Source organism: Haladaptatus sp. CMSO5 (genome assembly GCF_036689885.1).
Lineage (GTDB): Archaea > Halobacteriota > Halobacteria > Halobacteriales > Halococcaceae > QDMS2.
Map to the genome: position 1 here is coordinate 1,096,581 of NZ_JBAHVW010000001.1, position 25,769 is coordinate 1,122,349.

Here is a 25,769-nt window from a genome sequence, read left to right on the forward strand (position 1 = left end):
CAGGGGGCATCGGCGGCGTGTGCGGGGCGTGCTCGACTCGCGTGGAAGCCGGAGGAGACACCCGCAAACGACAGGGATAACCCGCCGGTCGAACCACCTAGCGACACGCAATGAGTTCAGTGCTGTCGCACCGTGGGAGCCGGCGTCGATGAGCCGTCCGCGCACCATCATCGCCGCCGTCATCGTGAGCACCTTCTTCGTCGGCTTCGGCGGCGGCGTCGTGTTCCCCATCCTCCCGAACCTCGGGGCACTGCTCGGCATCTCGCCGTTCGTCGTCGGCCTCATTTTGAGCGCGAATCGGTTCACGCGCGTCGTCGCCAACACGCCCGCCGGCTCGCTCATCGACCGTATCGGGACGCGAAAGCCGTTCATCGCGGGACTGTTCGTCGAAGGGCTTGCCACCCTCGGCTACGTCGTCGCGCTGAACGCTGAATTCCCCGAGGCGTGGTTCCTCCTCGCGCGCATTCTCTGGGGACTCGGGAGCGCGCTCGTGTTCGCCACGGCCTACACCATCGCCGCGGACGTGAGCACCGGCGAATCGCGCGGGACGAACATGGGCGTTGTCCGCGGCGGCATCACGCTTGGCTTCCCAGCTGGATTGGTCATGGGCGGCGTCGTGAGCGACCTCTATTCGGTCACGGTCGCGTTCGTCCTCGCGGCGGCGTTTGCCCTGCTTGCGAGCGCCATCGCGTATTTCGCCATCCCAGAAACGCACGTCTCCGGCCCGCAAACGCGGGTGAAACCGTGGGACGTTGACGTGAGCGCACCCGCACTCACCATTGGCGCCGTGAACTTCGGGCTCTACTTCGCCTATCTCGGCGCGCTGTTCTCGACGCTCGTCCTCTTTCTCGACTTCCACAATTTTAGCATCTGGGGCTACGGTCCACAGGGAATGTCGGGGCTATTGATGGCGCTCACCGTCGTCTCGGCGGCCGTGTTTACCTTCGGCGGCGGCAAACTGAGCGACGATTACGGCGCGCGCATCCCCGTCTTGCTCGGCTTTCTCGCCATCTCGTTTGCGGGATTCGCCCTGCTTGCGGTCGCAGAGACAATACCCCTGCTCGCGGTCGCCTGCCTCCTCATCGGCACGGGACAGGGGGGCACGAGCGGCCCGCTCATCGCGCTGCTTGCTGATTTCACGCCCACCGAACGCATGGGTCGGGCAACCGCGACGAACAACGTCCTCGGGGATTTGGGCGGCGCGCTCGGGCCAATGGTTGCCCTGCCGCTTATCGACACTCTCGGCTACCCACCCGTCTACGCCGCCTGTGCCATAATCCCGCTCGTGGCGGGCGTCCTCCTCGTAGGCAGTATCTACTCACAGACGGGCGAAGTGAATCCGACGACGCTGAGCCTTTCTGACGACTAGCTACTGATATCCTTCCGAAGCGAGCGCGTCGTTCAAATCGTCGCGGACGCGCTCGCCCATCTCGCGGTCGCCCGCGGTCGTCACGACGCGATTTTCCTGTACACTGGAACCGTCACGAAGCAGGAGTCTGACGTTGCCGTGTTCGTCCGCGCGGGTGGCTTTCGCCCGGACGCCGGTTCGAGACCCCGACCCACCCGCGTCGATTGGACCGGGGATGACTTTCTTTACGTTCGGATGCTCCGCGACGAGCATGATGACTTTCATGCCGTCGCGCTCGCCGATGAGCGTGGTGTGTGAGCCGCCGAGTTTCTCTTTTGGTTTCAGGTCGACCACGTCGAGCGCTGGCTCGCCAAGCCGCGAGAGCACCGCCTCGACGGGGTCGTCGCCAGCCACTCGATAGAAATCGTAGTGCGCCTGTGCCCGAACCGCCTGAATCACCTCGCGGTCGCCGGTTGCGTACACTTCGTCGGGGCGTTTGCGCTGGAGGTCATCTGCGATGCGCCCGGCGAAGTTGCGGAGTTCGACCACGGTCAACTCGTCGTTTGGCTCGGGCGTGGTGCGCACGTCTGAGCGGCCGACGACCTCCTCCTCGAACAGGAAGGTGAGGGTGGCGTGGTCGCGTTCGATGTCGAGGACGACGGTGTCGCAGTTGCGCGTCCCACAGACAAGGCAGTAGTCACCCGGGCGCGTGAGCGACGAGGCGCACTGCCGACAGTTCATAGGAAAGGCCAACTCACAATTACAGTTAAGTAGCGTGTTTCACATCGCGTTCGGGTCGGACTTCAGATACTCGCGCAAGAGCACCGTCGCGTACGACCCTTTCGGCAGCGAGAAGGTGAACGTCGTGTCCGTCACGTCGAGGCCGGTTTGAAGCAGAATCGCCCGCCGTGTGCCCTTCGAATGGAACTCCCCGGGCAGGTCGAAGTCCTCGCGGGTGAGGTTCTCGGCGTCGAGCACTTCGCGGGCGATGTCGCCGGGTTCGCCGTCGGCGAACTCAGTTTCCGTCCCAATCAACGGCGCGGTCACGAACGCTCGCCCGCGCTCGCAGTGGCGGTTGATGGTGTCTACGCGCTTCTTGGTCACGGCCTGCTCGCGGTCGGTGTCGGGCAACACGAGGTCGCCGGGGGCGTTCGTGTCCGCAAAGCAGACCACGTCGCCCGCGACGGCGGTGTCGAACGGAATCCCCCGAGCAAGTCGTTCAGAGAGAATCTTGTTGAACAGATACGACTGCGCCGCGTTCACCATCAGGCGCTGGAGATTGGTGGGGAGCGTTTCGAGCGCCTCGCGGAAGTGCTCGGGCGTCTCCCCGCCGTTCTCTGTGAGTTTGTGGAGCATCGCCCGCTCGTAGCCGAGGTAGCCCGGATAGTCGTCTAACGCGGCTTTCCAGTCGCGCGTTTCCTCGACGAACTGGCGTGCCTCACGGGTCTGGTCGCGCTCTCTGTCTGCGGGATTCCCCACATAGGCCATCACCGCGTCCTCCCAGTCACCGCGGACGACGGCGAGACCGACCTCGTGGCTGACCGGGCGCTGGCTTCCGAATCGCTGGTGGCCGAAGAAGTTCGGCACACCAACCACGCCCTCGCGCCCGCCAAAGTTCGCAAGCGATTCTGTGATTTCGGGGACGTTCTCCGGGTGTTCTGCATCACGGACGCGAATCGAGAACTCGTTGCCCGCGAGGTCGCCAAACTGCAGGCCGCGCCCCGCCCGGCCGAGTACCTCGATATCCGCATCCGGAATCTCTGGCAACTCCTCAGGTGTCGCGTCGTAGATGCTGAACAGCTGGGTGGTGACGGCGTGTTTGTCCTTCGTCCCGGCCCACGAGAGGCGCTCGCGGCTGATACCCATACGTGAGGCGACTTCCTTCGTAAACTGGTTCGTGTCCCACGATTTGAGCGTCGCCCGGAAGACGAGATAGGCGTAAGAACCGGGGTCTGCGTCCACGGGTTCGACCGAGAAGCGTTCGAGTTCGTGCACCCGAAAGTCCTCGGGTGCGACACGAAGGCGGCCGCCGATGCCGTCTGCATCGCTCACATAGTAGTCGATGCCGACCACCTGTTCGACGGGCTGGGCCGGACGCATCAGGCACGGCCTCCGGACGAAGAGAGATTCATATCGTGAACTTCTCGTGGACTACCTTAAGGGCACCAACCTTACGCCAAGAGACGTCGGTGGAGAATTAGAACAGCGAGAGGTCGCCCGTCACCTTGTCCACGAGGTTGTCCTGTGCGGGGCCAACAGCGAGCGTCGTGACCGTCCCCGGCTCAAGCTGGGTGTGTCCGGCGTCGCGGATGATGGCGTAGGGGAGGCCTTCGGCGCGGGCTTTGTCCGCGAGTTCGAACAGTTCGGCTTCGCTGCTGGCTTTGAGGACGACCTTCTTCTGCCCCTCGCCTTTCCACTTCGAGCGAGCGCGAGAGTTCGCGTCTTCGTAGGCAGAAAGCGAGGCGTGGGCGACCTGTGCGGCGAGTTTCCCCGTCCCCATGCCGATGTCCGTGCGGGCGACGATGGCTTGTTTCATACACGAGGCGAGTCGGCGGTAAACTATAGGTGTGGCTACTCGCCTGTGGGATAAATACTTAAATTATTGACGTGAATGCCGGATTGTGTTTCGAACCCTCCTCTTCGACCCTAATGCGTTTTTCGCGGACAACCCGTGGGCGGACGACTTCATGGCCGCGGTCGGGGCGGTCGCTGTGGTGGCGGTGTCTGCGGTCGTCAACCTCCTCCTGATGGGCGTAGTCCTCGCCTGGAAAATCGATGCGACCACGACGCAGAACGGTCGAACTGTCTCGTTCGACTCGATACTCTGGGACGTGCTGGTCGGCCAGCTTTTTCTCGTGTTCTTCTCGATGTTTATCGGGTGGGTTATCGTCGCGGGCATGGTGCACATCGGAAGCAAACTCGCAGACGGTGACGGCAATTTCACCGATTCGCTCACCGTCACCGCGTGGGGCATGGTGCCGACGGTTTTCACCGCATTTCTCGCAACCGCGTCGGTCTTTATCGCGCTCCAAGGCGAACCCACGGTGACGTCAATCGGACAACTCACCGCGCTCGTCTCCCGTCTCGAAGGCGGAGCAGGAATCTTTGGAATCGTCGTCCCGCTCATCAGCGCCGTCTGGCAGGGCTACATCTGGTCGTTTGGCATCAAACACGTTCACAGCCTGAAACTCGACACTGCCATGGGCGTGGCTGGGATTATTGCTGTCATCTTTTTCATCTTCTCGGTGATTTGAGACCTCTCGTGGATTCGCGCCAACCAGCGCCTTTTACGACCCCCGGTGTGCGATAGTGTGATATGATACTTTCAGACGCGGACATCCGCGATCGACTCACGGACGGTGACCTTGTCGTCGGCCCCTTGGACGACCCGGAACTCCAGATTCAACCGGCGAGCATTGACCTCCGACTCGGCCCCGAATTCCTCGAATTTCAGCGCGCGAACATTCCCTGTATCCACCCGAACCGCGACGACGAAGTGGGAAAATACGTCAAAGAAACCGTCGTCGAAGATGGGGAGGAATTCATTCTCCATCCCGGTGACTTCGTCCTCGGGACGACCATCGAGCGCGTCGAAATTCCGGCTGACTTGCTCGCGCACGTCGAAGGTCGCTCCTCACTTGGCCGTCTCGCCATCGTCGTCCACGCCACGGCGGGGGTCGTAGACCCTGGCTACCGCGGCCAAATCACGCTCGAACTCTCGAATCTCGGCACGGCTCCGGTCGCGCTCACCCCAGGAATGCGCATCTCTCAGCTCATCTTCACGGAACTCAAAACCCGCGCAGAGCGCCCCTATGGTTCCGGACGCGGCTCGAAGTACCAGGACCAGGTCGGCCCACAGGCGTCGCGGATTGGGGGTGACCGGGAGTTCGGTGGCGACCAGTGAGATTCATCGAAGAAATCGTCGTAGACGAGTTCTTGCCGACGTTTCGGTCGATGCTCGCAGAGGCGCTGCGCGAGCGCGGTTTGACTCAGAGTGAGGTCGCGGACGTGCTCGGCATCAGCCAGAGTGCGGTCTCGAAATACGCCCACGGCGAGGTGACGCAAAACGAGCAGATTCTCGCAGACGCGCGCGTCGAACAGCTCGTCACGCGACTCGCAGACGGGCTTGCAGCGGGCGATATGAGTCCGGTCCAAGGTCTCGTGGAAACTGAGGTGCTCATCCGCAAACTCGAACGCGGCGACCTGCTCGCGCAACTCCACGAGGCCCAGGTGCCGGAGCTTGCGCGCTTCGACGGCTCGCTCTCGATTCACGACCCAGAAAGCGGCCTCAGAGCCTCAGAACGCGCGCTGTCGTCGGTTCGCCGCGGCGTGCGGACGCTTCAGAACACGAGCGGCTTTGCGATGCTCATTCCAAATGTGGGGTCGAATCTCGTCGAATGCCTGCCGGATGCGACGACCATCGACGACGTGGTGGGCGTCCCCGGGCGCATCTTCGACGTGAAAGGACAGGCGACCGTTCCTGGTGACCCCGAATTCGGCGTGAGCGAGCACCTCGCGAGCGTCCTGCTCGCCGCCCGCAGAAACGGCAATCCGGCGCGCGCGGTGCTCAACATTCGCTACGACGAGGACATCGTCGCCGCGCTCGAAGCGACCGACGCGAACGCCGTCTCCTTCGACGCGCAACTCCCGCTCGACGAAGCCATCGACGCCGCACTTGCGGATGCGCCCGACGCGGACGTGCTCTACCAGCCCGGCAGCTTCGGTATCGAACCCATCACCTACCTCCTCGGGCGCGACGCCCAAGCCGTCGCAGAGCGTATCCGACACATAGTATGAGCGGCGTGTCCGACGCACAGGCGTTCTACGGGCGGTGGGCGCGACTCTACGACGTGATTGCGACACACACGCCGGGTGTTGGCTCGGTGCGTGACGCCGCCGTCTCGACGCTCGCGCTGGAACCCGGCGATACGGTGGTGGACATGGGCTGTGGCACGGGAGCGAACTTCCCCTTTATCCGCGAGCAAATCGGCCCGGACGGGACGCTCGTTGGCGTCGATTACACCGCGGCGATGCTCGACCACGCCCGCGACCGCATCGACCGCGAGGGCTGGGAGAACGTCCACGTCGTCCGTGGCGATGCGAGCAGACCACCCATCTCCGGCCCCGTGGACGCCGTGTTTTCCTCGTTCGTCGTGGGCATGCTCACAGACCCGGCGCGCGTCGTTGACGACTGGATTGCGCTAATTCGGCCGGGCGGTCACATCACGCTGCTCGATGCGGCCCAGAGTTCACAGCTTGTGGGCGAGCCGTTCAACCTGCTCTTTCAGTTGTTCGTCCTCGCGTCGTCGCCGCCCGGCACCAGCCAACGCCACGTGGCTCCGCCGTGGGAGGTGCTCGACGAGCGCGTGGCCGCCGCCCGGCGGACACTCTCACATCGTACGACAGGCCGCCATCATGCGGAGCACGCCCTCGGTTTCGTGCAGGTAACCGGCGGCACGGTCTGATAGGTCGAAAAAACAGTAACGTTTGATATGCTTGGGAGCGAACTCTCTATCATGGTGGGTGCTAACAAACGACACGACCCCGCGGCGGGCGACGATGTTGCCACCTGTCCGCACGTCGGCGCGGTCGCACACCATGCATTTGGGCTGCTCGGGTTAGCGATTGTACTGGTCTTCTTTGCGAGCGGGTACTCGGTATTTTACCTGTTCGCACAGGGATTTGGCGTACTCGCCTCGACCGCCATCGTGTTCGCCGTCCTCCTGTTGTGGGTGAGCTTTTGGCTATCGATGGAGGTCGCGTGGACGCGACGGACGGCTTAGTCGTCTGCGGGCGCGGGTTCCGCGCGGAGGGTGACCGGCTCTGCGTCCACGCCTAACTCGTCCAGCGCGGCTTGCGCGGCCTTCTTCCCCGAGAGCAACATCGCGCCGAAAGTCGGCCCCATCCGCGGCAGACCGTAGGTCGTCGCGGTGGCCATCCCCGTGACGATGACGCCGGGGTGGGTGAGGCCCGTGTTTTCGACGACTGCGTCTTCTGATTTTCCGACCCACATCGAGTCGTGACCGGGCGAGTCGTGACCGGGTGCGCCGTACTCACCGGAGCCGGTTTTGTCCATGCCGGTGTTGTGCTCTGCGGCGTGGTCGAGGCCGGGTGCCGAAAACACACCACGCTCTCTGAGTTTACTGATGACGAGCGCGTCGTGGCCCGTGCCGTCGATGACGAGGTCACTTTCTACGGCAACCGGGTCGACACAGGTGAGTTCTCGGGGCAAGGCGTGGACGGGCGTCCAGTTCATCACGATGCCGCCGACGCGGTGGTCGTCGCGCACCACGATATCCGTGAACTCGGTCATGTTCTGTATCTTCGCACCGGCGGCACACGCCGCCGCGATGAGCGCGGAGGCCGCGTGGGGACCGTCTGCGAGGTAGAGGCCCTCAGTATCCGTCTCTTCGTACGGAACGCCGAGTTCGTCGAGCACGCGATGGGCCGGGCTGCGGACGGTGATTTTGTTCATCAGGAATCCGCCGAGCCAGAACCCACCACCGAGATAGTTGTTCTTCTCTACGACCATCGTTTTCACGCCGCGACTGGACAGCTCTTTGGCTGCGACGAGGCCAGAAGGGCCACCGCCGACGATAATAACGTCAGACTCGACGTGTTCTAAAAACTCCTCGCTCCACGACTGGGCGATTGCGCTCGTTACTGCTGCCTCACTCGCTGCACTGAATGGTTCGAACTGGCTCATACCACCTAGTGATATTACTAAGTGATATTAATGCCTTCTGGTCAGTGCGACTTGTGGTCTGCGGGGCGCAACTCGTCTGCTCCCCGTCCCTTCTGTCGGTACAGGCTGGGTCGAATTACTGCAGGGATACTCAGCGACGTATGGCGAGCGAGGCCACTCAGGAGCACGAAAGTGACTAGGACGACAGTACAGACCAGGCTCAGGGTAACGCTCAACTGTTCTGTGTACGTCGCGGCGGCCACGCCCAGAAGAAGGGAGCCAACGACGAGGCGGAGAATGCGGTCTGTCCCGGCGTCTGTCTGCATTGCATCCGTACAGAGGCGTGCGAGCGGCCTAATCTCGAAGCCTCACTGGTTCGGGTTACTCGCGGTCGATGCCGGTTCGAATCGCCTGCTCTGCGGCGTCGAGGGCGGCTTCGCGGTCGAACGCGGCGACGATGGCTTCGAGTTCGTCGCGCGAGGCATCCTGCAGGTCGCGGGCGTGGCGCGTGATGTTCGGAATCGCCCGCATCACGTTGTCGATGACGGGAACCGCGGCCATCTGCGGGGAGCGGGACTTCGGATTCAAGTCCACGACGATTTCGGTTTTTCCCATCGCGCCAAGCGCCTCCGCGCGGTCGCCGTCTTCGAGCGGCACGAGCACCACGTCGGCGTCGTAGATACCGTCTGCATCTACTTTGCCGCGCTCGTGGCCCAGGCCCGGAATCCGCGCGTCTGCGGTCAGTCCTTTCACCTCGGCTGCGCCGTGTTCTGTGAGGTGGTCTGCGATGGCCTGCATGCGCTCTGGCGTGCGGTTGAACAGGTTCACCTCGATGTCCGCACCCGTCGCTTCTGCGAGTTCGACGATTTCGCCGGGCACCAGTGCTGCGACGTTGCCGTTCACCGAGAGCACGGCGTGGTCTGCGAGCAGGAGGTGGGCGGCCGCGGCGCGTGCGGCGGCGTCAGCGCTCGGCAGCGTTTGTTCTCCGAGGAGGTAGTCGTAGGCCTCGCCGCGCCCTTCGGCAATGAGTCCCTGGAGGCTCGTAATCCCCTTTTTCACCCCTTGTTCGATACGGTGTCGCGTGAGCAGCGACGCGTATCGGGGGTGGTCTTCTGGAACCTCGATTTCGCTCATAGCACTGCTTTATCCGTCCACCTGAAAAATCGCGCGTTACTCAGCGAGGGTGGCTCCCGGCGGATGAATACGACACGAAGCCGCGTCGTAACCCGCATCAGAGAGGCCGGTACCGAGCGCGAACACCGTCTGGCCGAGCATCGCCATCGCCGCCTGCCCACCATCTGCTCGCACGGCCTCGATTGCTTCCTCGACTTCCGGCGTCAGCAAGTCCGCCTCGCGGGCGAACTTCCGTGAGGCAATCATGAACCGCGTGAGCGTCGGTTCCTCCATCAGGTAGGCGAGCGCGCGCTCGCCTGCTTTCGTGAGCTGTGCGGTGTCGCCGGTGATGATGTCGGCGGTCGAAAGCGACCCGAACGTGATGTACTCGACGCGCGCTCTGGCGGGAATGCCGTCCAACAGGCCGTAGCCGGGCGCGCCGGGTTCGAGCCGGACAGGAACGCCGCCGCGAGCCTGTGCAACCACGTCTCCAAGGCCGGTTCCGGCGGTCACTTCGCCTGCGTGAGCGAGGCCGACGAGCGCGTTCTCAGAGCGATGGCAGTCGGAGACGGCGTTCGCAGCGAGTGCCGCACCGAGGGCGGTTGCGCCGGAGACGCCAAAGCCCGCGCTGATGGGGAGGTCGGTCGTCGCCGTCACCGTACACGTCACGCCGAGTTCGGTGAGGACGTGGTTTACCGCGGCCATCTCTGCCTGCTGGTCATTGAGCGTGACCGTTGTCTCGTCGGCCGGTTCGACGGTGACGTGAACGCAATCTGAGAGGGTGAGGCCGGCCCCGCGCGACCCTGCACGGAGCGGGTTGTCATGGTGATGGGCGCTGAAAAATCCGGTGACGTGGCCAGGGACGAACGCTTCTGCACGCTCGCGGCTCATCACGCGTCTGCCTCCCGTGCCCAGTCGCCCAGCATTTTCTACTCGCGTCTCGGTTATGCGCTTGTAAAACGCTTACAGTTTGTCGTCGCTGAAGAAACCGGTGCGCTTTACGTCCTCGTCGTCGGTGCCCCACGGTGGGCTGAACTCCTCTATTGAGAGTTGGGGGAGGTGTTTTGCGCAGTGAATGTACGCCTCCTCGACTTCGACTTCGACCCACACCTTCTTTCGGTCGGTGTTCGCGGGGTCGGTGACTCCCGCTATCTCCTCACGGAGTCGGGCGGGGCCGTTTACGTGCAGGCCAACCGTCGTATCCCACCAGTCGACGAACGTGAGGCTAGCGTAGGGGTTTTCCTTGATGTTCCCGAGCGAGGCGTGGACGCCGTTGCCGCGATACTCGGGATAGGCGAGCGTCGTCTCGTCTACAACGGTGACGAACCCGCGGGGGCCAAGGCGGGGCGAGCAATCGGTGTGCCCCTTGCTGTCGGCGGTGGCGAGAAAGAACATGATGCGCTCTGCGATGAATCGCTGCATCACATCGTTTAGCTCCGCGTGCATGCTGTCCTCGTAGAAGCGCAACGCCTGTTCTTTGGTTTCAAACCGCTCCTGCAGGGTGTGCTCGCCGTCGCTGCCCGGCAGCTCGTCGCTCATTGTGAGCGCTTGGGAAGTCGGGACTATGGGCGTGTCGGTTTCCCGAGTTCAGTCGCTCTCGCCGCCTACAACCAGCGATTCGCCCCCCGTGAGCGGGACGTTCCCAACGACGACATACAGGCCACCAGCGAGCAAGATGCCGCCGAGCGCGACGACCGCCATCGCCGGAGACGTGGCATCGGCCAGCGCGCCGCTCCCGAGTTTGAGCGGGACGCTGGCCACCGAGACGGCCATCGACATCGCGGAGAGGACGGTCGCCCGACCGACCGAGGGCATCCGGTCGTTCAGGTGCTGTTCGACCATCGGTAGCGCCGCGTTGAACGTCGTGTGCATGAGCAAGAACGCCGGGAGCGCGACGAGCGGGACGGCGAGCGTTAACAGCAGGCTCATCCCCAGCGCGAGCGATGCAGCCATGAGCCAGCGCTGGACGCCAATCCTCTCTTTGATTTGGTCTGCGTAGCCAGACGCAATCGCCCCGGCCACCGCGAACGCGGCGTACATGATGCCCAACTCGCCAAAGCCAAGGCCGATTCGCGTGCTCACCGGCTGGACGAGAATCTCGATGCTCCACGTCGCGGCGTAGAACAGCGCGACGAACATGACGAACGCCCTGAGCGGCGGGCGAAACAGCTTGCGCTGGATGACCTCGCGGACGTGGGCAAGCGAGAGCGTTTCTGCATCCGACGCCGCCTCGATGGTCGGCTCCGGCATCGTGAGCAGGACAACCGCGCTCAGCACACCCATGATGGCGAACGCGACGAACGGATAGCGGATATCTACGTCCGCGAGCCAGCCTGCCGCGAGCGACGATGCCGCACCCGTCATGAGCAGAACCGAAAAGCCTCGCCCGCGAACCCGCGTGAACGTCTCCTCCGTGCCGTACTGCTTCAGCGTGTCGTAGAGCCACGCGCTGTCGTTCCCAGAGCGCATGGTGATGGCAATCGCCCAGATGAAGTAGACGACGAGGAACGTCTCGAAGCGCTGGGCCACGGCAAACGCGAGCGAGCACCCGCTCACGATGAGCGCGCTCAACAGCATGCTCGTCCGCCGCCCGATACTGTCCCCGAGGTACCCCGTCGGCACCTCCGCGAGGACGATGGTCACCGCGAACACCGCATCGAGCACCATAATTTCGGTAAACGAGAGATTTCTCGATTCGAGCAGGACGACCCAGATGGGCGCGATGAAGCCGAATGACGCGCCTGCCATGTAGACGTAGTAGCGGACAATCAGGCTCGTCTGTGTTCGTGTCATCCCCGTCCCCTCCAGTTAATAGAAGGAGGAATGCGGGAGGGAAAGCCGTTCCTCTGGGCAGTGCTGACACTGCGCAGGTTAGCAAGTGAAGAATTAGTGGTAGTGGTTCGCTTCCCGAGTCTTCGTCCTACGGACTCAGACGTTGGCGGCCTAACGAAACTCGCTTCCGCTCGTCTCGTTGGCAGTCAGGTCTTCGCCCTACGGACTCAGACGTTGGCGGCCTAACGAAACTCGCTTCCGCTCGTCTCGTTGGCAGTCAGGTCTTCGCCCTACGGGCTCAGACGCTGACGGTCTCGCGGGAACACGGTCGCAACAAGTTGCTCCCTGCTCCCACTCGATGGGTCGCGCCGTCGCCTATGGCGACAGGCGCTGACGGTCTGGCGAGACCTTCGGCCTCGCTGAAAGCCAAGCCTTCGTCCTACGGACTCAGGCGTTGGCGATCTCGCGGGAACAGAACCGCTTCACGAATGTTCGACAGTCCGAGCATCGTCATGACGAGACGCTCGACACCGTACGCCCAGCCGGCGTGTGGCGGCATGCCGTACTTGAACATCTTGGTGTAGTATTCGAAGGCGTCCGGGTCGAGCCCCTGCTGTTTGAAGCCTTCGACGAGGTTGTCGTAGCGGTGTTCACGCTGGCCGCCGGAGACGAGTTCCATGCGTGGGTGCATGAGGTCGAAGCCCTTCGAGAGGTCGGGGTCGTCGTCGTAATCCTGAATGTAGAACGGCTTGATTTCGCTTGGCCAGTCGATGATGAAGTAGTGGCCACCGACGTCCTTGCCGAGTGCTTTCTCGCCTTCGGTCGGAAGGTCGTCGCCCCAGACGAGCTGCTCGTCGAGTTCGCCCGTCGCGTTGATGCGCTGGATGGCTTCCTCGTAGGTGAGGCGTGGGAAGTCGTCTTCTGGCACTTCGAACTCGTCTTCGAGACCAAGCAGTTCGAGTTCGCGCTGGCAGTTCTCTGCGACCGCAGTGTAGGCTGCCTTGAGCGTGCCTTCGCACACGTCCATCGCTTCCTGGTGATCGATGAATGCGCTCTCGAAGTCGATCATCGTCGCTTCGTTCAGGTGGCGCGGCGTGTTGTGCTCTTCTGCGCGGAAGATGGGACCGATTTCGAACACGCGTTCTAAGCCAGAGCCGACCATGAGCTGTTTGAACAGCTGTGGCGACTGGTTCATGAACGCTTCCTGCCCGAAGTAGGTGATTGGGAACAGTTCCGTGCCACCCTCGGTGCCGGTTGCGACGATTTTTGGCGTGTTGATCTCGGTGCCGCCAACGGAGCGGAAGTAGTCGCGCACGGCGCGGAGAATTTCGGCGCGAATCTCGAAGATGGCCTTCGTCTCGTCGCGGCGGGCGTCTAAGGTGCGGTTGTCGAGGCGCGTCGAGAGTTCAGCGTCCACTTTTCCCGATGGGTCGAGCGGAAGCTCTGGCTCGGCCGGTGCGAGCACTTCGATGGAGTCGGGGACGATTTCGACGCCGGTTGGCGCGCGTGGCTCTTCTTCTGCCTTGCCGGTGACCTGCACGACGCTTTCGCGCGAGACGTGCGTGCCCGTCTCGACGAGGTCGTCGTCCATCTCGTCTTTCTCGAATTTGACCTGAATCTTACCGGTCTTGTCGCGAACGATGAGGAATGCAATGCCGCCGAGGTCGCGCGTCTCGTGCGCCCACCCCGCGATAGTGACCGTTTCGCCGGGCGAAACGTCTGCCGTGTGTGTCCGGTCTTCCATACCGGCGCATTTGGAGGCACTCCCTTTAACACCCGCGTTTTCACCGCTCACACACACCTCCTAAAACGAGGCGCATTCGCACCACGCGTGCCCTGCAATTTCTGCAACGCGCCCGTTTTCGTGACTTTCAGGGTTAGTATATTGGATACCGCAACGCGCCTTCGCTCTTCCATTCACACGCCATAGACTTACCATTCTGTGTGGGATTTATGTCGGACTTACCTATTCTAGTAAACCTGACACTCCAACGGCAATGAATATCAAATTCTAGATAGTATCGGATCCGTTGTGTGGGAGCTTCCGAGAGACTACGGCGGTATCTGTGGTGGTATTCTCATACTACCAGTATACTCCGATTCTGCCATGTTATTTAATATCTGCACATTTTTTGCGTAAATAATATCCGTTTCTAACTATTCTCCGTCAATTCGTGCGAAAGTAGCCCAGAACATATTCAAAAACTGCAACGTTGGATTAACCTTATCTTAAGAGAGCACATACTATTGTTTGGTTAAAGGTAACCAGCATGGTGGGCGTGGGGGCCCAAGGGGAATACAATGGGGGAACGGCCAGTGTATCTGTGCCATCAGTGTCTCTTGGTAACTCGTACGTGCATTTTGTGCTCAACGGTGATATACATGAGTTCACTACAATCCGTCGCGCAAGACGCAAACGTGGGGGGAGACGTTGCTATTAGAGCAGAGCCGCTTGAAAAGGACGTCATCTTCGAAATTTTGAAGAACCGCCGTCGCCGCGATGCGCTCCGCTATCTCGAAGAGAACGGGGGAACGGCCCGTCTCGACGAGCTCGCAGAGTACATCGCAGCGAAAGAGAACAACATCACGGTCATGGAGCTGTCCTCCGACCAGCGAAAGCGGGTGTACATCGGGCTTTACCAATGCCACCTGCCAAAGATGGACGGCGCAGGCGTCATCGCGTTCAACAAGAACCGCGGGACGATTCAGCTCCTCGATGCTGCTGGCCAGCTCGACCCGTACCTGACGGAGACGCAGCCAGAAGCCGCATCGTCGCTCGGCAAGTACGTGATGGCCGTCGCCATCACCATCGGGCTCGGCGTCGCCGCGGCCCTCGCCGGACTTTCGCCGTTCACGGCGATTCCCGGCCTCTGGTGGGCCGCGCTCAGCACGGCCACGCTCGTCGCCGTCACCGGCGTGCAACTCTACCAGCAGTACCTCCCGGACGGTCGCCTGTTCGAGCTGCTCTCGGCCCTTCGCGCCCAGCAAATCCAGCCTGCCGACTGAATTCGGTCCATACCGCACCTGAAACGGCCGCTGACCGGCCCATTTTTTTTGTGAGCGAACATACATATCCGATGGCATCCTTTTAGTAACGTGAATATGGGGCATATGGGGGGCAATGGAGACGGAGGAACGACGAGCAAACGCGTCCTCGACCTACTTGGCGATGCGGTTGCGCGCGAAATTTTACAGGCGGGCGTCGATGGGCCAGTGACGATAGACGACCTCACGGCGCGCACGTCGGTGTCCCAATCGACGATCTATCGGCGTCTCTCTGCGCTCATAGAAAGCGGCCTCATGCGCGAAGAACACGGCGTGACGAGCACACCGAGTAAACGTGCGTACACCACGACAACCGAGCACATCGGCATCGACCTTGCCGAAGACGATTTCCGCGTGCACCTTGACCCGGCGATGCCGTACACGAACGCGCCGCGTGAAATCGACATCGAGCCGCTGCGCGTCGACCTCGATACGCGAACGGTTACCATTGAACTCTCGCCCGACGATGCGCTGTTCGAACAGTTCGAGCGGTTGTGGGAGCTCCAACAGGAGTCGAAATAGATTAGCGTTCAAATAGATTCGGTGCGTAGAGAACGGATATGGCTAGTGACCGACCGGCTTCGGTGGCCAAAGCAGACCACTACCGACTTCCCGATGGCACGGTTGAAATCGTGTTCGCCGTCGAAGGTGGGCGCGTACTCACGTTCAGAGAGTACCAGTCGCCAGCGGAGTTCTCCACTGCGGTAGAAGACAGTGAGTATCTCGGCAGCCATGCGGGCGTCGCAGACCTCCCGAACGTGGAAGCGTTCCGTAATGATTTGTAACCTCACGGCTCTCGAAACTGTCTCCTAACCGTGATACTATCCAGAGCGTTTATCAGCCGACAGAACAAAAATACAGTTGCTCAGGGCCGCGACGCACCTATGCCAGTTCGCGTGCCAGCGACTATTGTGGTTGCGGCCCAGAGCCATTCTTAATTCATTGACATATCAACAGCCGGTGGCTCAGGCGCGGCCTGACAGACGCGGCCGGCGTGTCCCCTGAGAACGCCGGTCTTGGGCAGCGAACGCAGCTTCGAGTTGTCCGTAGGCTTTCGCCAGTCTGAGCAGGTAAAACAGCGCAAACACGCCGACTTTCTCGCGCACGCTGAGTGTCTCCCAGCCCGCGACGAGCGTCCGCAACGCCTTGGGCGTCGGCGGCAGGTACGCACCCGGATTCACGAGTCCTCGGCGTGGCCGCCCGTACCGTGCGGGATACAGCTCCCTGAGTTGGGTTTTCCCGTGTCCAATGCGGATTGCCTTTTTCACGAGCGACCGCACCGAGGTTCGCGCCGGGTGCCGAGCGACGATGTCGGCGGCAAAGCCGAGGGGATAGCCTGCCGCCGCGACGCGGTGTCCAAATTCGAGGTCGCCGCTCGACGTAAGCCGGTCGTCGAAGGGGCCCAATTCTTCTATCAGACTCGCGCGGACCACGAGACAGCACGTCGGCGCGAAATCGAGCCGCGAGACGAAGTAGTCAACGCGCAAGTCGGTCAGGCGATTGTACTTCCCGGCGAAGGTTTCGGTGCCTGGTGAGTAGATTTCGACCGCACACGCGAGGTAGGGCACGTCTTCTGCCATGCGCGCGACGACGGCTTCGAGCCAGTCGGGTTCGACGGTCACGTCCGCGTCAACGAACGCAAGCAACTCGCCCGTCGCGTGACGAATCCCACGATTGCGCGCCGCGTAGGAACTCTGGATGTCGGCTTCGACGTGCAACTGGATGCGCGAATCGCGCGCGGCGAACTCACGCACTACCGCACGGGTGTCGTCGGTCGAGTTGTTGTCCACGACGAGCACTTCGAAGTCGTCGTCGGTCTGTTCGAGCAGGGACGAGAGGGTGAGCGCGATCCCGGCTGGGTCGTTGAAAACAGGGACGATAACCGAGACCCGTGGGGCCATCTCAATCGCTGCCGTGGCGGTCTTTCCACTCGCTTACGGCGGCCGAATCATGGCGGACGGTCAGCGTTTTCGGCTGTGTCGGTTCTTCCGCTTTGCGCGCGCTCCACCGGCCAGATGCATAGTAGAGGGTTCGCGTCTCCTCCGCTTCTTTGCCGAGCAACGGTTGGCACAGCGCACAATCACTGGTGCGTCCGCCGGGGCGGTGCGGGCATCGCTCGCTCATAGGCTTCAATCGGGAACAACTCGCTTAGTTATGAGAGCGCTTCTCACACCGATGTTGGCGGTCGGTGTGGTTAATCGTCGGTTTCAATGAGAGATTGGCGTTCCCGTCCCACAGGTCACATCAAGGTACAGACACGAAGTCGCCAAAAGACGGTGTTTTCGAGCGCCTGCTGGCCGCTCTGGTCGTGAGTGCTGTTTAACCAGTCTATACTCTTGCACGTTCCTCCCCTCCTCTCGAGTAGGAATGTTTTCAGTTGCGTTCGTGGGAACGGGAGCAAAGCAAGAAGCCCCGGGTAAACAGGGTTTTGCGATGGCGTATCGCCACGCCGCGGCGTATGCTCGCCTCCCACAGTGCCGGTTGGTTGCCTGTGCTGATATCGTCCCGGAGAATGCCCGTGCGTTCGCAGATACGTTCGACATCACGGGCGTCTACGACGACTATGCCGCGATGCTCGACGCCGAGAATCCGGACATTGTGAGCGTAGCCGTCCCGCCCGGCGCACACGCCCCAATCGTCATCGGGTGTGCGCACCATCCCTCGGTGCAGGCCATCCACTGTGAGAAGCCAATGGCACTTACCTGGGGCGACTGCAAGGAGATGGTCGCCGTCTGCGAACAGGAGGGCGTCCAGCTCACCTTCAACCACCAGTACCGCTTTGGTAAGCCGTTTCGCCGCGCCAAAGAACTCCTCGACGCGGGCGACATCGGGAGCCTCCAGCGCATCGAATTTTCCGACAGAGACCTCTACGATACGGGCACCCACCTGTTCGACCTCGCCAACTACCTGACCGACAACTCGCCGGTCGAATGGGTGCTCTGTCAAATCGACTACTCAGAGGAGAATCGCTGGTTCGGCGCGCACAACGAGAATCAGGGCCTCGCCCAGTGGAAGTACGCCTCCGGCGTCTACGGCCTCGCCGCCACCGGCTGGGGGCGCGACCTTGTCGGGTGTTATCTTCGGCTTGTGGGCACTCACGGTGTCATCGAAATCCGCGAGGGCAAGCCCGCGCTGTTCGTCCGCACGAGCGGCGAGTGGCAGGCAATCGACACCGACGGGGAAGGCATCTACGGCCCGCCAAAGCAGGGGCGCGTCGGCGCGCTGCTCTCGCGGGTTGGCAGAGGCGACGAGCCACTCAGCTACATCGACCGGGCAATCGCGTCGGTGGTTGACTGCCTCGAAACCGGCCGCGACTGTGAACTGAGCGGTGTGCACGCACTCGCCGCGACTGAGGTCATCTTCGCGTGCTGGGAATCTGCGCGGCGGCGGGGTCGCGTCACGCTCCCGCTCACCATCGAGGACAACCCGCTTCAGGCGATGGTCGACGCTGGCGACTTACACCCCGAGCCAAACACCTCACCGACCGCATGAGCGCTGTGACCGCCTCTCTCGACGCCCGCTACGCCACTCACATCGAGTCGATAACTGACTACACCATCCCCGCACACGAGGTGCTCGCAACTGTGGTCGTCACCACCGCCACGGCCAACCGCGACCTGCTTACGACGGTGCTCGACGCGCTCGACGCCCAGACCGAAACGGCTTACGACGTGATTGTCGTGGATCGAGGAACTGCGTGGAACCTCTCATCGCTCCTCGCCACGACCCGCCGGGTCAGGCTCGGGGTTCGGGTCAGAGATGACACCAGCGCGGTGCTCGCGCACAACATCGGCGCACAGCTCGCAACCGGGCCGTTGCTCATCTTCCTCGCTGACGATGCGGTGCCAACGGCGACGTTCGTCGAAGCCCACCTGCGCGCCCACCGGGTGAACAACATCGTCGCCGCACGCGGCCGCGTGCTCCCGCACACCGCCCACCTCTACAACGCGACCCAGCCCGCCTACGACCTCGGCTCCGTGCAGTTTCCGACGTATCTCGACCTCGCGGGAAACCTCTCGTTCGACCGCGACACCTTCCGGTCGCTCAGCGGGTTCGACGACCAGCCCACGGGAAACGCGGCGCTTGACTGGACGCGCCGCGCGCTCGAAGCCGGAATCCCCCGAGAGAAATGCATCTACTATCCCGAGGCGGTAACCAGCCACGACTACGCCACCGATTTCTGGTCGTACCTCCACCGCCGTCGCCGCGATGCGAGGGTCACTGCCCCAGCGCCACCCCTCGATGCCGTGGTGGCCGAGTACGACGAGCGCCCGACGGTCGAACAGCCGCCGCTCGCCCGCCGCGACCGGCTAAAACTCCGGGTTCTCACCACGCTCACCGAACCGCTCACTGTACGCACAACCTGACGACGTTGATTTTTCGAGTGAGAAAAGCCGTTTACAACAGGCCGAAGTCTGCGAGTTGCGAGAGCGCGAGTTGCGCGCCGATGACGATGCCGAAGATACCCGCCGTCGCTTTCAGATAGGTCGAAAACTGCGTGTCGAGGGTACGTCCCCAGAGGAAGGAGACGGCGGCCATCGTCACGACGGTGAGCACGCTGAACGCGCCGAGGAAGGTGAGTGCGGTTTTGACCGTCGGCGCAGACGAGACGAGCGCGATGACGAGGATTCCGCTCCCGGCGACGCCGTGGAGGATGCCCACGAGAAACGAGTCGTCGTCTACGTGCTGATGGTCGAAACCGAGCGAGAGACTACCGATTTGTAGGTGAGCGTGGACGGTATTGCCGTGGCTGTGGGCGGCCACATCGACGCCGCCGACGAGCGAGTAGAGCATGCGCGCGCCGAGGAACACGAGGACGCCACCGACGACGAGTTCGAACAGACGGGTAATCGACTCGGGGAGGTGGATGCCGAGGACGACGAACAGCACGCCAAGCGCCAAAATGGGAAGCGAGTGGCCGAATCCCCACGACGCACCGACGAACCCTGCCCGGTCGGTGTCGTCTTCGACCAGCGTCGCCACCGCGGCGAGGTGGTCCGTTTCGAGTGCGTGACGGACGCCGAGAACCGCACCCGCGGCGGCCGCTGAGAGAAGTGCCATGTCAAAACGTTCTGGCAGCACTAATTATATGTGCTGATACGGCCGCGTTCAGTCGTCTGCGACGCCCTGGTCGCCGCCTTCGTTGTACCACACGTCGACGTGGCGCTCTGGCTCGTAGGGCTTGCCGACGATGTCGAGGCGGCCGTCGTTGTTCAAGTCGACGACCTTCGCCTCGTGGGTAGGGATGCCCTCTGCGATGAGTTCCGCCTCGAACGTGCCGTCGCCGTTGTTGTGGAAGATGAACTGGCGCGGGTTCGCGTGCTCACCAAGACCCATCTCGGCAACGTAGATGTCGAGACGGCCGTCGCCATCGATATCCGCGACCTGCAGGCTGTGGGGGCAGAACAGGTCTTCGTGGAGGAAGGTCGCCTCCCACGTCGGCGGGTCGAGGATGGCCACTCGCCCGGCGTGCGTGCCGTAGGTGGGCGAATCTCCCTCTGCGAGGATAATCTCTAGCTCGCCGTCGTCGTCGATGTCTGCGACGGCGGTGCGGGTGTAGTCCCAGCCCGGCGAAATCTCCTCGTGCTGCCAGTTTCCACCCGTTTCGTCCGGCTGCGAGAAGATGTGTGGCCCGGCGACCACTTCGGTTTCGCCGTCGCCGTCTATGTCCACCGCGACGAGGCCTTCGATGGCCAGCCCTTCTGCGATGACGTGGAGATTTTCTTCCGGCCACGGCGACTGGGTGGGGTCGTCTGGCACGTCGTAATAGAAGATGACCTTGCTCTCTTGTGAGAGGCCGATGACCTCGTTTTCGCCGTCGTCGTCCACATCTGCGACGGCGATGTCGTGGTACTTGTCGTACTTGTCGTGAATTAGGTGTTCTGTCCACGGCGCTGTGGGGTCTTCTGGCTGTTCGAGCCAGAACAGTTTGGTGCCGCGATAACCCTGTCCGACGACCAAATCGACGCGTCCGTCGCCGTTTATGTCGCCAAGCGCGTTGCCGAACACGTACAAATCCGGAGAGGTGGAGAGTTTGTGGCGCGTCCACCCCGGATTCTCGTACCAGAAAATGCTCGTCTCTTTCAGCCCGAGCATGTCTTTTACGCCGGCGAGATTCGGGAGGTTGCTGTACTTGCCGCGAATCTTCAGATTCTTCATCGCGCCCATCCCGCCGACGATAACGTCCTGATAGCCGTTGCCGGTCAGGTCGGTCGTGAGGCAGATGCCGAGGCGGGTACACGGCGGACTGGGGTCGATGGTTTCGTGGCGAAACTCCATTGGCGGTGAGACGTGGCGGTACGGGTTTGTAAGCGACTGCTTAAACGACAGGTTCGCCGTAGACGGCCCGCTCGTCACCCCTTAACGACGTTCCCAATCGTCCGGAGGTTCTTCCCAAGCCCCCAGCCAAAGCGCGTCATGAGGACGAGTACAATCGCGCCGTAGACGGCAGCGCCGACGAGCACGAGGACGACGAATTCGAGCAACGGTGGAAGCGTGAGGAACGATTGAGCGGCCCAAACGGCCCCACCCATCGAGAGGCTCGCGATGAGCGGATAGGCAATCTCGCGGAAGAAACGAGCGTAGGTGGTTTCGACGGTTTTCACGACCAGATAGATGTCGAGCGGAACCGAGGGGACGAGGTACGTTGCGACCACTGCGCCTGCGGTGCCCACGATGCCGAACTGGAGCGTGGCCGGGATGATGATGAGCGCGAGGAAGATGGTGCGCAGCGTCGAAACCTTCGTCGCGTAGTCAGGGTGCCCGCGCGCCTGCCAGACCGGGCCGAAGGTCATGTTCATCGAGACGAGGAAGGCGTACACCCCGATGAGTTGGATGGGGACGATGATGGGCTCCCACACCGGGCCGAGGAAGGCGATGACGAACGTCGGAGCCACCGCGACGATACCCACCGCGAGCGGGAACGAGACGGCGGTTGACACCTGAATCATCTGGAAAAACGCCTCTCGCAAGGCGGGAACGTCGTCCTGCAGTTTCGAGTAGCTCGGGAACGCCACCGACGAAATCACGGCGGCGATTTCCGTGGCCGGAGCCATCGCAAACTGATAGGCGAGCTGGTAGAATCCGAGCGACGTGGCGTTCAACAGCCAGCCCACGACGGCGTCATCACCCTGACTGTAGAGGAAGGTGATGATGCCGCCGCCGGTCACCCACTTGCCGTAGCCGAACAGTTCGCGGGCGGCGGGGAGGTCGAAGGCGAGTGAGGGGCGGAAGTCGTGAGCGACGTAGGAGACGACGAGCCGGGCCGCATCAGCGAGCACATAGCCAAGGACGAGCGCCCAGACCGAGCCGTAGGCGACGGCGATGGCGACGGCCACGACGAAGTTGGTGAACGACCCCGACAGCTGATAGACGAGCTGTTTGTGGAACTCGAGATTCTTCTGGAAGTAGATGACACCCGGATTGCGAATCCCCGTGAGGAGCGGCGAAATCGCCACCACCTGCAAAATCGGGAGTGCGCGCGGTTCGTGAAACAGGGCTGCAACGAACGGGGCGACCGCAAACGTCACCACCGCGAGGATGAGCCCTCGCGTGATCTCCATGCTCCAGGCTGTGTTGAGATAGTGGTCGACGTCGTCCTCGCGCTGGTAGATGAGCGCCTGATTCAAGCCCAAATTCGAGAGCCTGCGAAGCGCCGTCGCCGTGAGCAGTGCAATCCCCATCAGCCCGAAGTCGGCCGGTTCGAGCAGGCGAGCGAGGATGATGAGCAACACGAGTTGCAAGCCCCTGTCGGTGAGATTCGACAGCGTCACCCAGATGCCGCCTTTGATGGTTTTGTCCGCCAGCGAGTCGCCGGGCAACAGCCGGCGGATAAGCCCGCGTGCGCGACTCATCGTCCACGCCCTCGCTTACTTGTCGGTGACACTTCCCTCAAAACGCGCGACTCGCTCATTGGGACGTAGATGGGTCACGTTCAGCAATTGTTATAACAGAGTTAATGAGAAAACGGCGTCCCTAGCCGCAGTCACTGCGGGCTACGATTCCTTCCGAATCCGGCGTGTAGTCCCGCAATTGTGTCTCCCGGGCGACGTGACAGGCGCGGGCTAACAATGTAGCCACCGGGCAAAGGAGTGGTATGACCGGTCGGGAAACAGAACCGTTGGTGAGCGTCGTCGTCCCGACGTTTAACCGGCCAGCGGCGCTCAGAGCGGCCGCAGAGAGCGTCAACGCCCAAACCTACGATTCGATTCAGCTCATCGTCGTAGACGACTCGACGACGCCCGCAGAAGCCGCGCTCACGGGTCTCGATTTGGACGCCATCGCGGAGATTCACTTCATTCGGTCTGCGAACCCACAGGGCGCGGCCGCCGCGCGCAATCGCGGTATCGCCGCCGCAGACGGTGTGTACGTTGCCTTCCTCGATGACGACGACCGATGGAACCCGGAGAAAATCGAGAAACAGGTCGAAGCCTTCGAGACGGCGGCTGCCGACGTTGGCGTGGTCTACACCGGCCAGCGCTACGTCGATGGGGCCGGGAACACGACGACGATTCGGACGCCGACCACGCAGGGGTGGGTCACCGAACAACTGCTCGCAGGCGCGCCACTCGCCCCGTTCTCGACGGTGATGGTGCGCGCGGCGGCCATCGCGGACGCCGGGACGATAGACGAACGTTTCCCCATCTGGGAAGACCGCGAGTGGTATCTCCGGCTTTCGACGGTGTGTCAGTTCCTCGCCGTTCCAGAACCGCTCGTCATCCGCTCGATGGGCGACCACGGCCAGTTGTCGAGCGACTTCGCCCGGATTCAAGACGTGTCCTACCCGTTGTTTCTCGACACCCACGCGCCACTCGCGGCGTCCTACGGGATGGAACGCCAATTCGAGGCGTCGATGGCGCGGATGCTCGCCGTCGCCGCCCTCGATACTGGCCACTACGCGGCTGCGCGCCGGGCTTCGATGCGGGCGGTTCGAGCCGAGCCAACGAACGAAACGGCGTGGGTGTATCTCGTGCTCTCGCTCGGCGGTCGCGTCACCTACCGACTCGCGCAGTCGGCCAAACGCCGAATTTCGACGGCTCAGGCTTCGAACAGCACGTCGCCATAGACACGAACAGTCGGCTCAGAACTCGTTTCTTCTCTGATGTCGGCAATTCTGATGACCGACTCGTGGGTGCCGCTCACGTACGGGGGTGCGGCGGTGACGATACACGCATCCAAGAGCTCGGCTGCGAGTTCGTGGAGCACGGGGATGGCTTCGATAACGAGTTCCTGTGAGGTGAGTTCTGGGAGGTCGCCAAGTTCGAGAAGACACTGCCCGTCCGCGAGACCGCTGTACTGTATTGTGATGGGATAGCGCCCGGCGTCGATTGTACCGCCGTCGATGAGACAGCCGACCGTGTCGATGAAGCGAATCCCATCGCGCCCCGCGCCCGGCTGTTCGATGGTGCAGTTGCTGATGGCCGAATCGGTGCCACCTTCGATGCGGATGGCCTCGCCGCCGCGCGCCGTGCCCGTGATGGTGACGTTATCGAGCGAAATCCAGTGTGGCTCCGGCGGGATTTGTTGGTAGGGTCGCCACGGTAACTCACCGGGCTTCGCCCGCCGTATCGCGGGCGTGTCGTCTAAGTCACACACGATAGTCGTGTCCCTGACAATCATGCTCCGGCCCTGTGGCGAGAGTTCGATGAGCGACTGGGATTTCGGTGAGTCGCGGGCGAGCACGGTGCAGTTTCGAATCTCCGCGCCCGGTTCGATGGCCGGAACGTTGAGTTGGACGCCGGTTTCGACCACGATTGCGCGGGTGTTAAAGCCCGTTTCGGTGGTTTCGAGTGGCGGGCCGGTGTACTTGCTGAGGTCGATTTCGATGGTGCAGTTTTCCGCGTAACTGCCTTTCCCGCCGAGGCGAATGCTCGACGCGTTGTTGTTGAGAAAGTACGAATCGACGATTTGTACCTTCCCCGGCGTGCGCGAGGTGTAACAGGCGTTGTTCCCAAACTCGCGGAAATCGCATTCCTCGATGCGAATGGTGCCCTTGTTGTCCCAGCCAACCCACACCGCGATTCGCCCGTTACCGTTCACGTAGGCGTCGATGCGCGAGCCCTGTTTCGAGACGGCTCTGCGGAGCGTGCCGACGCCGTCTGGGTCACTGACCGAGAGGAGAAACGCGCTCACCTGCCCGCTTATGGTATCGACGCCTCTGCCGAGGTACTCCACGTCCTCTACGTGAAACCGACTTCGCGCTTGGATGCGGATGCCTGCGGTCGTGTCGGGCGCAGAGAGGTCGATATCGATGTTCTCGATGACGATTTCGTCGTGGACGCCGCCGTTGGTGTCGAGCAGGATGCTGTCGAAGCCAGTCGGGGGAACGAACGTCACGTCACCCTCCCCGAGCAAGCCAACGGTGTCGGCCTCGAACAAAAACCGTCCATCCAACTGGTAACGTCCTTCCGGCACACGAATGAGCGTCCCTGCCGTCGCCGCAGTCGTGAGCAGCGCGTTGATTGGCTCGGTTCCGGTCGGGTCGGCTCCGAGGTCTGCGACGAGGTCTACGTCGCGGGAAAACTGGATGCCGTGGCGAAGCAACTCGGGCGGGCCCGCTGGCGTCTGCGTCGGGGTTTCTGTCGGTGTTTCGGTGGGCGTCTCGGTCGTCGTTGGCGTCGGCTCCTGTCTGACCTGACAGCCCGCAAGCCCGCCCAGCGCAGCCGCTCCGAGGGCGGTAAGATAGCGTCGTCTGGACGTGGGCGGGCCCATTACCGACAAAAGACGACAGAAACGTATTGTTATACCGCGATTACCGCGAGAAACCGGGATGTTCAGGGGGCGGCGTGTGGCGCAAACTGGCTGGAG

Annotated in this window: 27 protein-coding genes; 11 read left to right on the plus strand and 16 right to left on the minus strand. The window is 62.4% G+C overall.

Features of this window, described 5'->3' with window-relative positions:
• The first annotated feature begins 148 nt into the window (after positions 1–148).
• Positions 149–1,369 (plus strand): MFS transporter, encoded by a 1,221-nt coding sequence (locus V5N12_RS05820; RefSeq protein WP_332898210.1) that lies wholly within the window; start codon positions 149–151, stop codon positions 1,367–1,369.
• Here V5N12_RS05820 and V5N12_RS05825 read toward each other — a convergent pair whose 3' ends face one another.
• The 3 genes from V5N12_RS05825 to pth2 all read right to left on the minus strand — a co-directional run bounded on the left by V5N12_RS05825 (position 1,370) and on the right by pth2 (position 3,884).
• A complete protein-coding gene (locus V5N12_RS05825; protein WP_332898211.1) occupies positions 1,370–2,089 on the minus strand; it encodes a DUF2103 domain-containing protein in 720 nt (239 codons plus the stop codon). It abuts the gene before it with no gap.
• 39 nt (positions 2,090–2,128) lie between these two features.
• Entirely contained in the window at positions 2,129–3,448 is a 1,320-nt protein-coding gene (truD, locus tag V5N12_RS05830; protein WP_332898212.1) for a tRNA pseudouridine(13) synthase TruD, read from the minus strand.
• Between the two features lie 97 nt (positions 3,449–3,545).
• Positions 3,546–3,884 (minus strand): peptidyl-tRNA hydrolase Pth2, encoded by a 339-nt coding sequence (gene pth2, locus V5N12_RS05835; RefSeq protein ID WP_332898213.1) that lies wholly within the window; start codon positions 3,882–3,884, stop codon positions 3,546–3,548.
• A gap of 85 nt (positions 3,885–3,969) precedes the next feature.
• Between pth2 and V5N12_RS05840 the strand changes: the two genes are divergently transcribed.
• The 4 genes from V5N12_RS05840 (at position 3,970) to V5N12_RS05855 (ending at position 6,813) form a co-directional block, all read left to right on the plus strand.
• Positions 3,970–4,602: a Yip1 family protein gene (locus V5N12_RS05840; protein WP_332898214.1), complete on the plus strand. Its 633-nt coding sequence runs from the start codon at positions 3,970–3,972 to the stop codon at positions 4,600–4,602.
• A 62-nt stretch (positions 4,603–4,664) separates the two neighbouring features.
• Positions 4,665–5,252 carry a dCTP deaminase gene (gene dcd / locus V5N12_RS05845; RefSeq protein ID WP_332898215.1) on the plus strand — a complete coding sequence of 196 codons (588 nt, stop codon included), beginning with the start codon at positions 4,665–4,667 and terminating at the stop codon, positions 5,250–5,252.
• The gene (locus tag V5N12_RS05850; protein WP_332898216.1) at positions 5,249–6,145 is read left to right on the plus strand and encodes a thiamine-phosphate synthase family protein; all 897 of its coding nucleotides are present in this window, start codon (positions 5,249–5,251) and stop codon (positions 6,143–6,145) included. The genes dcd and V5N12_RS05850 overlap by 4 nt, the downstream gene beginning before the upstream one ends.
• Entirely contained in the window at positions 6,142–6,813 is a 672-nt protein-coding gene (locus V5N12_RS05855; RefSeq protein WP_332898217.1) for a class I SAM-dependent methyltransferase, read from the plus strand. The genes V5N12_RS05850 and V5N12_RS05855 overlap by 4 nt, the downstream gene beginning before the upstream one ends.
• Positions 6,814–6,874: 61 nt before the next feature.
• Here the strand turns inward: V5N12_RS05855 and V5N12_RS17135 are convergent, their stop codons facing one another.
• The 7 genes from V5N12_RS17135 to aspS form a co-directional block, all read right to left on the minus strand.
• On the minus strand, positions 6,875–7,096 hold the full coding sequence (locus V5N12_RS17135; RefSeq protein ID WP_442904957.1) for a glutamate-cysteine ligase family protein: 222 nt from the start codon (positions 7,094–7,096) through the stop codon (positions 6,875–6,877).
• A 31-nt stretch (positions 7,097–7,127) separates the two neighbouring features.
• Positions 7,128–8,054, minus strand: a complete 927-nt coding sequence (locus V5N12_RS05865; protein WP_332898219.1) for a sulfide-dependent adenosine diphosphate thiazole synthase — start codon at positions 8,052–8,054, stop codon at positions 7,128–7,130.
• A 360-nt stretch (positions 8,055–8,414) separates the two neighbouring features.
• Complete coding sequence (locus tag V5N12_RS05870) at positions 8,415–9,167, minus strand: 4-phosphopantoate--beta-alanine ligase (RefSeq protein WP_332898220.1); 753 nt, start codon at positions 9,165–9,167, stop codon at positions 8,415–8,417.
• A 36-nt stretch (positions 9,168–9,203) separates the two neighbouring features.
• On the minus strand, positions 9,204–10,037 hold the full coding sequence (locus tag V5N12_RS05875) for a pantoate kinase (RefSeq protein ID WP_332898221.1): 834 nt from the start codon (positions 10,035–10,037) through the stop codon (positions 9,204–9,206).
• Positions 10,038–10,109: 72 nt separating this feature from the next.
• The gene (locus V5N12_RS05880; protein WP_332898222.1) at positions 10,110–10,685 is read right to left on the minus strand and encodes a pyridoxamine 5'-phosphate oxidase family protein; all 576 of its coding nucleotides are present in this window, start codon (positions 10,683–10,685) and stop codon (positions 10,110–10,112) included.
• A gap of 48 nt (positions 10,686–10,733) precedes the next feature.
• Positions 10,734–11,939, minus strand: coding sequence for an MFS transporter (locus tag V5N12_RS05885; RefSeq protein ID WP_332898223.1), 1,206 nt, complete (start codon positions 11,937–11,939; stop codon positions 10,734–10,736).
• Positions 11,940–12,357: 418 nt separating this feature from the next.
• The gene (aspS, locus tag V5N12_RS05890; RefSeq protein ID WP_332898224.1) at positions 12,358–13,662 is read right to left on the minus strand and encodes an aspartate--tRNA(Asn) ligase; all 1,305 of its coding nucleotides are present in this window, start codon (positions 13,660–13,662) and stop codon (positions 12,358–12,360) included.
• Positions 13,663–14,300: 638 nt separating this feature from the next.
• On the opposite strand from aspS, the gene V5N12_RS05895 reads away from it, so the two are divergent.
• The 3 genes from V5N12_RS05895 to V5N12_RS05905 all read left to right on the plus strand — a co-directional run bounded on the left by V5N12_RS05895 (position 14,301) and on the right by V5N12_RS05905 (position 15,748).
• Positions 14,301–14,924 carry a DUF7344 domain-containing protein gene (locus tag V5N12_RS05895; protein ID WP_332898225.1) on the plus strand — a complete coding sequence of 208 codons (624 nt, stop codon included), beginning with the start codon at positions 14,301–14,303 and terminating at the stop codon, positions 14,922–14,924.
• Positions 14,925–15,020: 96 nt separating this feature from the next.
• Complete coding sequence (locus tag V5N12_RS05900; RefSeq protein ID WP_332898226.1) at positions 15,021–15,485, plus strand: winged helix-turn-helix domain-containing protein; 465 nt, start codon at positions 15,021–15,023, stop codon at positions 15,483–15,485.
• Between the two features lie 38 nt (positions 15,486–15,523).
• Positions 15,524–15,748, plus strand: a complete 225-nt coding sequence (locus V5N12_RS05905; RefSeq protein WP_332898227.1) for a hypothetical protein — start codon at positions 15,524–15,526, stop codon at positions 15,746–15,748.
• A gap of 180 nt (positions 15,749–15,928) precedes the next feature.
• On the opposite strand, the gene V5N12_RS05910 is transcribed toward V5N12_RS05905, so the two are convergent.
• Both V5N12_RS05910 and V5N12_RS05915 read right to left on the minus strand, forming a co-directional pair.
• Positions 15,929–16,864 carry a glycosyltransferase gene (locus tag V5N12_RS05910; RefSeq protein WP_332898228.1) on the minus strand — a complete coding sequence of 312 codons (936 nt, stop codon included), beginning with the start codon at positions 16,862–16,864 and terminating at the stop codon, positions 15,929–15,931.
• 1 nt (position 16,865) lies between these two features.
• A complete protein-coding gene (locus V5N12_RS05915; RefSeq protein WP_332898229.1) occupies positions 16,866–17,087 on the minus strand; it encodes a hypothetical protein in 222 nt (73 codons plus the stop codon).
• Between the two features lie 243 nt (positions 17,088–17,330).
• Here V5N12_RS05915 and V5N12_RS05920 point away from each other — a divergent pair, with 243 nt between their 5' ends.
• Positions 17,331–18,455, plus strand: a complete 1,125-nt coding sequence (locus tag V5N12_RS05920) for a Gfo/Idh/MocA family protein (RefSeq protein WP_332898230.1) — start codon at positions 17,331–17,333, stop codon at positions 18,453–18,455.
• Complete coding sequence (locus V5N12_RS05925; RefSeq protein ID WP_332898231.1) at positions 18,452–19,330, plus strand: glycosyltransferase family 2 protein; 879 nt, start codon at positions 18,452–18,454, stop codon at positions 19,328–19,330. The genes V5N12_RS05920 and V5N12_RS05925 overlap by 4 nt, the downstream gene beginning before the upstream one ends.
• Positions 19,331–19,361: 31 nt before the next feature.
• Here V5N12_RS05925 and V5N12_RS05930 read toward each other — a convergent pair whose 3' ends face one another.
• From V5N12_RS05930 to V5N12_RS05940, 3 genes are all read right to left on the minus strand, one after another.
• Positions 19,362–20,024 (minus strand): hypothetical protein, encoded by a 663-nt coding sequence (locus V5N12_RS05930; protein ID WP_332898232.1) that lies wholly within the window; start codon positions 20,022–20,024, stop codon positions 19,362–19,364.
• 48 nt (positions 20,025–20,072) lie between these two features.
• Positions 20,073–21,242 (minus strand): FG-GAP repeat domain-containing protein, encoded by a 1,170-nt coding sequence (locus V5N12_RS05935; RefSeq protein WP_332898233.1) that lies wholly within the window; start codon positions 21,240–21,242, stop codon positions 20,073–20,075.
• 74 nt (positions 21,243–21,316) lie between these two features.
• Entirely contained in the window at positions 21,317–22,816 is a 1,500-nt protein-coding gene (locus tag V5N12_RS05940; RefSeq protein WP_332898234.1) for a lipopolysaccharide biosynthesis protein, read from the minus strand.
• 242 nt (positions 22,817–23,058) lie between these two features.
• Here V5N12_RS05940 and V5N12_RS05945 point away from each other — a divergent pair, with 242 nt between their 5' ends.
• A complete protein-coding gene (locus V5N12_RS05945) occupies positions 23,059–24,027 on the plus strand; it encodes a glycosyltransferase family 2 protein (protein WP_332898235.1) in 969 nt (322 codons plus the stop codon).
• On the opposite strand, the gene V5N12_RS05950 is transcribed toward V5N12_RS05945, so the two are convergent.
• Positions 24,000–25,673, minus strand: coding sequence for a hypothetical protein (locus V5N12_RS05950; RefSeq protein WP_332898236.1), 1,674 nt, complete (start codon positions 25,671–25,673; stop codon positions 24,000–24,002). The two genes, V5N12_RS05945 and V5N12_RS05950, sit on opposite strands and share 28 nt — an antisense overlap.
• Between the last annotated feature and the right edge of the window lie 96 nt (positions 25,674–25,769).